This window comes from Vibrio sp. 9-16B-A1 (genome assembly GCF_056726165.1).
Map to the genome: position 1 here is coordinate 60,254 of NZ_JBSDZD010000020.1, position 6,735 is coordinate 66,988.

The window sequence follows — 6,735 nt, forward strand, 5'->3', positions numbered from 1 at the left end:
CCTTTTTTCCATGCTCTCTTTTGTATCAGCATTACTGAAATTTGGCCAGCAGGAAACACCTGCAACCCACCGGATGAACGCCGGTAACAAAGTGTTATCTTTTGTAAACTTGCGGATTCAGGGCTTTTTTACAACATCCGTTGTAAACACCTTTTTTTTCGTGTCATTGATCGCAATTCGGCACCAGCTGAGGACCTACAATGACGACAGATTGATAAATATGAGGTGCAACATGGAAAAGCTTATTAATACAGTCGGATTAGCGATAATCTCCGCAAAATACACCAGTGTTTTACTGCTGGCAGGCATTACTATTTCAGCAGGGGCTACCGCAGGAGAAGCCATGTTCCTGCTGGGAACAGAGACGACGGACCAGTAAACCTTTTTTTCTTATTTTCCGGTTAGTTATCGATGTAACCCTGACACAAAGCGTGCTCTCTGAGCACGCTTTTTTTATACCCTGACATGAGCGTCTTCCCTGTAGTTCAGTCTGATACAAATCTTTCGCCCCTGAGTAGCAAACTACACGTGCCACAACTCAGAACCTTACTTACATAACCACCACTTAATGACTGATAAGCATTAAATCAACCAGCGAAATGAGCGTTCCAGAAACCCGACGGAGTTTTCCTCAACAATCACACCATGCGCCATCACAATTTTTTGAGGCTGCCAGGCTATAATTGCATTGATATGCCGCCTGGCTTCTGACTTCCCGAACGTAAAACTAAGCCGCCAGTCAACAGGCATTTTTCCATGTGGTGCCAGGATGCCGGCTCCTTTGGCCAGCAGGCGCTGCCAGCGATTAAAATCATCTCCTGAGAAGTTTTCTATCAGATCCGTAACCACCAGCACACCTGAGTTTGTATGGTAAAAAACACACTCTTCCATCAACGGTGATCCGGTAAAAAGCACCTGCTCTATTTCCTCCTGCCATGGCCAGTCTTGTTGCTGATTCAGCGAAGCCGTAAATGACAAATCAGAGCGCTTTTTAATTACCTCATCCGTTCCAAAGCTCAGCGCATCCGGATACGCTTCAAGCCAGTCATTTAAAAACAGGTGATGAAGGTGATTCGGTGCTATCAGGTATTTCACGCTGCCAAGCTCATCGACCTGACTTTGCAGCGATGCCGTCAAACGTATTGGACTGTGCACCCATAAATCTCCACCTGAGAGACGAATAACCGTCATACGGGTGGTAAAGGGAAGCCCCAGAAATGGCACGGCCTCACCATCAAAAATCCAGACACCACCAGCCAGTAAACGCATCTTCTGCACTCCTAATCCTTTAAACTTTTCAAAACCCAACCTGCGGTTTCATGTTCAGTTAAACGTCCCTGGCTCCCGCAAATGCTGTGGCAGGTGGCATGAAATAAACTCTACATCCGCTGACCAAAAGTCACCCAGGGGAACATCATTGTGTTCAAACCAGTAAAAACTTTGCCTGCGCTCCGGGTCTTCTGCCTTTGGCTCTTCCCCTTCCGGTAACGAAAACACCGCGTAATGTATCTTGCCACCAAACTGGTTCGTTGCCTGATGGCAGGCGACAAGCACGCCAGCCGTCAGTCCGGTTTCTTCCCGTAACTCCCTGGCGGCGGCCTGCGCGCCATTTTCACCGGCATCCACCGCGCCCCCGGGAAACTCAAACACCATTCCCTGGTTGTGGCGCCAGCGCTTCTGCACCAGTACTCTCCCGTTACGGATAACAACTGCCATGGCAAGGTTTTTCATTCCTCTTCTCTCCCTTTACAGATCGTCAGCAGCGATAGCCCAACACTGCATCGATGAGCTTGATCATCAGCTCACGTGAAACTCCGTTTGTATCCCGCTCAGGCAGATACTCAACAAGCTCAGCGCCGATAAATTTCTCACTTTGTGCAACGGTATAAACAAGATGAAGCGCCTCTCTTGCCGAAATCCCACCGACATTGGGGGTTGCGCACGCACGAAACAGGCTGCCATCAAGAACGTCATAATCGAATGACAGATAGATGCCGTCATATTCCTTCTCCAGACGTTGCATCAGTGATTTGAGCATAGTGTTAAAGCCCTGCTCTTCGATTGCGGACATATCGGCATTTAAAATGCCCAGTTCATTAACCAGTCTGTGCTCACAGGGCATCAGATCCCGCACACCGATGTAATAAACATCCGATGGTTTAATTACCGTATCCTCATCAAAATGCCAGTCATGAAACGGGTATTGATTCATCAGCAGTGCCAGTGGCTTGCCATGCAGGTTACTGTCCTGGGTATTATTGCAGTCTGCGTGTGCGTCAGCCCAGATAATGGCGACTCTTTTGTCCTTATGGAACTGCTTCACGGCCTGAAGCGTCCCGACAGCAATGGAATGGTCACCACCAATGGTCAGTGGTACCCGGCCACTGGTGTAACTCTCGAGCAGACGTTCCTTAAGTGCACCCGCGTAGGCAGCAAGTGCCGCATCTTTCTGTTCACTGCCCAGAAAACCCTGCACCTGGTCAGACATTTCCACATCTCCGACATCAGTGATATCCGCTCCCCAGCGGGCATTCCGGACCCAAATCCAATCCGTCAGTCCGGTGCCTGACTGCTCATCCGGTTTCCTGAGTGACTCTACCGTGTTGTCATCCGTGGTCACAAACCCCAGCTGATTGAACGGCGCCCCAATTACATCAAACTTTCTCTTCACAGGCCTGCCCTTATCCTGATTCATTACGACACTGTAAGCATATCTTCAGGTACTCCCGGGTGTAACAACCCGGCGCAGTCAGTTTGATAAAATTGCGAGGGACAATATAAAAAACGCCGGCAGTTTCATCTGCCGGCGTTTAAATCAATTGCTTCAGGTTATCAGGCTTCTGGCTGCTGCTGCGAAACGTCCTGCTCCGCCTGCTGCTCAAGTTCCATTTTCTCCCGTTCTGCCTTTGAGATGTATTTTGGTTTGTTACTCTTATGAAGTTTGGCGTTTTTCTTCTTCACCTTCTTCTTCAAAATCGTGTTTATTTTCTTCTTACGGTTCATGTACTCTGCTCACGGGAAGTTGATGGCGCTAAGGGTAACGTCATTACAGCCTGTGCTCAAGCCCGATGGAAAAGGATTTCCGGTAAACGGAATATGATGTCTGATAAGACTGCTCGCCTGCTCCCACTGTAGTGGTCGAATAAACCCGGACACCATGTAAAAGGCAGAATCCCCACCAAAGCATTAGGTGCTTCATAACAAGGCGACGTCGTTCTTTTTAGCACAGAATTCAGACATCCTTTGCAACGGGCCGAACTCAGCCGCTTCAACAGCTTTTCTTTGTGAGTACTCACGATCCTCTACCCGTTGTTTAGCCCGTCTACGAAATCATGAAACTCTTTAAAGAAAAATACCGTGTCGTCCAGAATGATGTCATGCCCTGCAGAGGAGTATACGAGTGTCACATTTTGTTCTTTGTCCGCCTCTTCTTTCACCGCCTTCAGTATTGCCCTGGATAAATACTCTTTTCCCGGACCGAAACTGGTATTACAGAAACTCAATACCGGTGTGTCGTGAAAAGAGAACGCCGAAAACTCGAGCTGAACTATTTCAAAGATTTCTGAGTCTACCACTGCATTTATCGGCTGCATCTTTATGAATGTCTCTTTTAGCCAGGTTCGTTCCTGTTCAGGAACGTCATCACAAATCTTGTCATAGACATTGCTTAACGATGTATCAACTGTCACTACGGCTTTAATCAGTTCAGGGTACATGAAGTTAAAGTACCTTGAATAAAAACCACCTAACGACGGCCCCAATAAAATGACATTTTCCAGGCTAAGCTCAGTAAGCAGTTCATGTAACTCTTCAGTTATCGTATCTAAATCACGTCTCTCAGACTTAAGTTCACTGTTTCCATAGCCACCCCGGTTATACAGAAGAACACTGTATCGCTTGTGCAATTCATCCTGTACCCACAGGTTATTCTCAATGGTAACATCTGCTCCTGTATTAATCACAATGCAATCCGATGCTGAAGGATTCTCACAATACCTGTATTCAATCCCTGATTTACTTATCACACCCACCTCCCATCACTACAAAGTCACCACAGTGTTCAGACTCAATCAGATGACAATCAACCCCATACGAGAACAACCACAAATATTCAGGAACTTACACAACGACCACCGGAATACAGATATTACACCTGTTTGAACAAGATCTGTTCCTGTGTGAAATCGACCGAATATCGTAACTATCCAATGTATATACGATAATAAAACCCAATAACTTCATCCTGGAGCAATATAATCTCTTTTAACCTGATTTATCTTCAACCTCAGGTTGAACTACGATCGAAGTCTCATAGACTTTTCGGTTTAGCAGTTCACTTTCCGAAGCAAGGCGGTCTTCTTCTATCGCATCCTTAATAGATTGCTCAATATCATCTTTGAAGAGGTCAAAAACGCTTCCAATCAAATCGCTGAAAATTGTCGGTGTTTTAGGAATGACTAACAGAACATTAAGAAGAATGTAGTTAACCGAGTCATTTTCGCAGGCAAGCATAATAGTCCACAGACAAAATGGGATGCCAAGAATGATATAAATCTGCTTCATATTAACTCCTTAAGGAATGCCGTTTTGGTAGCCTTTTGTGTGGCCTGAAGGCTAGAAGAACTGCATCACCAGACAGGTGATAAAAGCCGGGAGACCGGCAATAAACAACACAAATCCGGTCTGATAGTTTTGCTGACTGTGTTCACGCTGCTCGGCATCAAAATCATGCCCTTTAACCATACTGAAAGCTTTATCCGTAAACATGTCATCATAGCGGGCCGCTTTGGAATGAATGCCTCCCTCCCACATCAGTTTGGCGATAACCCAGATTACAATGACTACAAAGAACAGAAAATCCATCAGGCTGGTCGCCCTGAAAAACTCGACATAGCGTGACAATACGACCACCACCAGCGCCGCCAACAGATTTACCCACACGACTGTTTTAATTAGTCTGAACAACGTCTGATACTCCCGGGCTTATGCCACAACTGAATTGATATTGCCAGCTTCACGTTCAAACAGCGCCTTCACCGCATTTCGGCAAGTAGGAAGCGCACCACCAAGCTCGTACCAAAACTCCTCATCGAGCTCACGAATATCAGCCAGAGGCACTTCAATAACGGACAGGTTTCTGGTGAGATCAACCAACCGGAGTACGTCCCAGGAAAGCAGCCCACGCTCAGAGTTACGGAAGTGATATTGCTGTCTCATAATAATCCTTATTAAACACAGAACTTGTTTACTTATAAACAGGAGCCCGAAGCCGCCCATTCAGGCTTCAGTCCGGGCTGATATGAGCTTCTCTGAAAGTGTTCATCCCAACCAATTGCACAATCAATGACCGGTTTTATATAGGTTTTAAAATACCTGAAAGCAGACATATGCTCCTGATTTTTGAACTTAGAAAAGACAATTTCCATATGTCAGCTGATGTTCAAAGCTGAAATTGGCTGTTATTCAGTCGACTGAGATCTCCGCGGCGTACTCACGCAAAACCCTCGCGTTATCAGCATAACGCGCATGACTGTAACCCTCCCCAAAAAACTGGTCACTAGTAATTAGAGCTTTTCCGTTTACACTGAAACAAACGGAGAACGCATGATGAAGAAATCACGCTACACAGAGACACAAATCGTCAGGATCCTCAAGGAAGTGGAAGCAGGCCGAAAGGTCAATGAAGTTTGCCGTGAATATGGCATCTCTGATGCGACTTACTACAACTGGAAATCCAAGTATGGTGGTATGGAAGCATCGGATGTGAAACGCCTGAAAGAGCTTGAAGATGAGAATCGAAGGCTCAAACAGATGTTTGCTGATCTCAGCCTTGAGCATCGCATTGTCAAAGACATTCTGGAAAAAAAGCTCTAAAGCCAGCGGTTAAACGGGAACTGGTCGATTATGTTCGCAAACAGTTCCAAACCAGCCTGAGAATGGCCTGCCGCGCAGTTGGCATCAGTGATTCGGTATATCGCTACCGGCCAGATCCTCACCGGGATGATGAGGTGATAGCCAAACTTCAGGAAGTAACTGAGCGGTATCCTGCATACGGATTTGGCAAGGTATTTGCCGTGCTCAGGCGTTGGGGGCATGCATGGAACCATAAACGGGTTCATCGTGTTTACTGTTCTCTGAAACTGAACATGCGCCGCAAGGGCAAAAAACGCTTACCCAAGCGCGAGCCCGCGCCCCTGATATGCCCGGACTGGGTCAACAGCTGTTGGTCTATCGACTTTATGAGTGACTCACTGAACTGTGGCAGACGCTTTCGCACATTCAATGTCGTGGATGACTTCAACCGTGAAGTACTCGCGATTGAAGTGGACCTGAATCTGCCCGCTCCACGGGTGATACGGGTTCTCGAACGTATCATTGCCTGGAGAGGCTATCCCGGAAAACTGCGAATGGACAATGGGCCAGAGTTTATCTCAACCGCTTTGGCTGAATGGGCAGAAAAAAACAAGGTGGAACTTGAGTTCATTCGGCCAGGAAAGCCCACAGAAAACTCGTATATCGAGCGTTTTAACCGGACGTACCGGACAGAAGTTCTGGACATGTATGTGTTCAAAACACTGAGTGAAGTCCGGGAACTGACGGAAAACTGGATGAGGGAGTACAACGATGAACGCCCTCATGAATCACTGAATGATCTGACTCCCTGGGAGTATTTAGCAAGGCATGAAAACAGGAAAACCTCTAATTTAGAATGCCACTAAAACAGGGAGGGTTACA

At 46.7% G+C, this 6,735-nt stretch carries 10 protein-coding genes; 2 read left to right on the forward strand and 8 right to left on the reverse strand.

Annotated features, from left to right (window positions below):
- Nucleotides 1-232 precede the first annotated feature (232 nt).
- Nucleotides 233-379 carry a hypothetical protein gene (locus tag ACVB80_RS22660; protein ID WP_481083565.1) on the forward strand — a complete coding sequence of 49 codons (147 nt, stop codon included), beginning with the start codon at nucleotides 233-235 and terminating at the stop codon, nucleotides 377-379.
- A 203-nt stretch (nucleotides 380-582) separates the two neighbouring features.
- Here ACVB80_RS22660 and ACVB80_RS22665 read toward each other — a convergent pair whose 3' ends face one another.
- The 8 genes from ACVB80_RS22665 to ACVB80_RS22700 all read right to left on the reverse strand — a co-directional run bounded on the left by ACVB80_RS22665 (nucleotide 583) and on the right by ACVB80_RS22700 (nucleotide 5,217).
- Nucleotides 583-1,269, reverse strand: a complete 687-nt coding sequence (locus ACVB80_RS22665; protein WP_481083566.1) for a DUF4336 domain-containing protein — start codon at nucleotides 1,267-1,269, stop codon at nucleotides 583-585.
- A gap of 54 nt (nucleotides 1,270-1,323) precedes the next feature.
- Nucleotides 1,324-1,731: an NUDIX hydrolase gene (locus ACVB80_RS22670; protein WP_481083567.1), complete on the reverse strand. Its 408-nt coding sequence runs from the start codon at nucleotides 1,729-1,731 to the stop codon at nucleotides 1,324-1,326.
- 25 nt (nucleotides 1,732-1,756) lie between these two features.
- On the reverse strand, nucleotides 1,757-2,671 hold the full coding sequence (locus tag ACVB80_RS22675; protein WP_481083568.1) for an arginase family protein: 915 nt from the start codon (nucleotides 2,669-2,671) through the stop codon (nucleotides 1,757-1,759).
- Between the two features lie 161 nt (nucleotides 2,672-2,832).
- Nucleotides 2,833-3,003 (reverse strand): DUF2986 domain-containing protein, encoded by a 171-nt coding sequence (locus ACVB80_RS22680; RefSeq protein ID WP_481083569.1) that lies wholly within the window; start codon nucleotides 3,001-3,003, stop codon nucleotides 2,833-2,835.
- 299 nt (nucleotides 3,004-3,302) lie between these two features.
- Nucleotides 3,303-4,025, reverse strand: coding sequence for an alpha/beta fold hydrolase (locus ACVB80_RS22685; protein ID WP_481083570.1), 723 nt, complete (start codon nucleotides 4,023-4,025; stop codon nucleotides 3,303-3,305).
- Nucleotides 4,026-4,263: 238 nt separating this feature from the next.
- The gene (locus tag ACVB80_RS22690; protein ID WP_481083571.1) at nucleotides 4,264-4,563 is read right to left on the reverse strand and encodes a hypothetical protein; all 300 of its coding nucleotides are present in this window, start codon (nucleotides 4,561-4,563) and stop codon (nucleotides 4,264-4,266) included.
- Nucleotides 4,564-4,614: 51 nt separating this feature from the next.
- Complete coding sequence (locus tag ACVB80_RS22695) at nucleotides 4,615-4,965, reverse strand: hypothetical protein (RefSeq protein WP_481083572.1); 351 nt, start codon at nucleotides 4,963-4,965, stop codon at nucleotides 4,615-4,617.
- An 18-nt stretch (nucleotides 4,966-4,983) separates the two neighbouring features.
- Complete coding sequence (locus ACVB80_RS22700) at nucleotides 4,984-5,217, reverse strand: hypothetical protein (RefSeq protein ID WP_481083573.1); 234 nt, start codon at nucleotides 5,215-5,217, stop codon at nucleotides 4,984-4,986.
- 390 nt (nucleotides 5,218-5,607) lie between these two features.
- Between ACVB80_RS22700 and ACVB80_RS22705 the strand changes: the two genes are divergently transcribed.
- A protein-coding gene (locus tag ACVB80_RS22705; protein WP_481081072.1) for an IS3 family transposase occupies nucleotides 5,608-6,719 on the forward strand; the annotation gives its coding sequence in 2 pieces (ribosomal slippage) (nucleotides 5,608-5,860 and nucleotides 5,860-6,719; 1,113 coding nt in all).
- The last annotated feature ends 16 nt before the right edge of the window (nucleotides 6,720-6,735 follow it).